The organism is Massilia sp. NBRC 108631, assembly GCF_059704565.1.
In genome coordinates, this window is sequence record NZ_BAAKJE010000156.1 from 1 (window position 1) to 1488 (window position 1488).

General features: G+C 59.7%; 2 protein-coding genes. Both read right to left on the minus strand.

Going from position 1 to position 1488, the window contains the following annotated elements:
• Positions 1-431: hypothetical protein (locus AC6H42_RS16985; RefSeq protein WP_497548542.1), on the minus strand; the 431-nt coding region annotated here is incomplete at its 3' end.
• 144 nt (positions 432-575) lie between these two features.
• Positions 576-1488, minus strand: a 913-nt coding sequence (locus tag AC6H42_RS16990) for a serine hydrolase domain-containing protein (RefSeq protein ID WP_497548543.1), incomplete at its 5' end; no start/stop codon positions are given.

A 1488-nucleotide genomic window follows, 5' to 3' on the forward strand; every position in this document is an offset into this window, starting at 1 on the left:
GACCAGTTCGGATGGGAGGTGCCGATCAATCCGCGTGTGACCGGGACGATGTGGGTTCCGGTCTGGACGAACTGGAAGGAAAAGGCGGGCAGGTGGCCGGGATCTTGGTAGAAGCGGGCCACCGAGGTGCCCTGTTCGCTAAAGCTGCCGGTGGTGCCGAGATTGTTCAGCGTGAGGGTGCCCTGGAACGTGTGGCCGGGGTTGGCCGCGTTGCTCGGAACGGCAAAGGCGCGATAGTCGACCAGGCTGGTGGCGCTGCCCATCAGGGTGGCATATCCCAGGTTGGCGGCGGCACGGGTGACCGCACCGGTCCCTGGCAGAGGGGCATAGGTTTCGCTGTCATTGACGCGGCCGCCCAGTGCACAGGCACCTAGTGTGCCTGTCACGCAGGCAGCGGCGCACAGCGTTTTTAGAAGTTGAAATTTTTTCATAGTTTGCCTCCGGAATGGAACCTTATCATTGTCCGGGGGTGACTCTATGTTGCAAGCGGCGCGCCTGCAATTCCATCTTCGGAGTACTTCATTGAGGGTACGCCAGCTGGCGCATGGGCCAGCCGGCGCGGGACGTAAAACCTGCTAGTTGCAGATATTGCGGATCTTGTTCAGTTCAACCACCGCGTTTTTGAACGCGTATTCGTGGTTGTCGCTGACGTAGTAGTAAACCATATTGTTGGGCAGGAGAACCAGGCCGATGCCGCCGAATCCGGACATAAACGGGATCCACTTCGCATTGGGGCAGACAGCCGCGCTGGAATCCGCGCTGCCGGCGTCCCAGGCCCAGAATCCGTGCAGATACTTGTAGTTGGCGGCGCCGGCGGTCAGGCCGTGGTTGCCGGTTCTCTGCATGGCTTCGCTGTAGATCGTGCTGTCGAGCATCTGTATTCCACCGATCGATCCGTTGTTTTTGTTCAGGAATTCGCCGATCTTGACCATGTCGTCATGATGGAAGGTCAGGCCGTAGCCGGTAAACGGTTGGGCGGCGCTGTCGTTGGTGCGGGTCGAGGTCCAGGTGGTGGGGCTCATTTTCAGCGGCTTCCACAGCTCGTTCACCAGCAGGTCACGGTAGTAGTCCTTGGTGTCGCCTTCCTTCTGCTTGTAGATCGTGTTGAGCGCGCTGCCGAGCAGGAATGTGTCCGATGTGTGGTAGACCCAGGTGGCGCCAGGCGCGGCCTTCCTTGGATAGCTGCACGCGTGCGTGGCCTTCTGGCTGTAGGTGTCGACGCTGAAAAAATCGCTGCCCGCTTTTGCCGAGCCTTCGTCCACCTCGTAGCCCGAACTTGTGTAGTTGCCCGTCGCCATATCCAGCGTGTTCAGCAGTGTTACGTCACGCCACTGGTCGCCCGAACACAGCCCTACCGTCGCTTGCAGGGTCATCGCGCTCTGCACCCCTTCGTACTTCTTTTCAATCCGCATCAGGCCTATCGCCCCGGCCACTGATTTGGCCAGCGAATAAGAGGGCAGGTCGATGACGTCGCAATACGGATAGCTA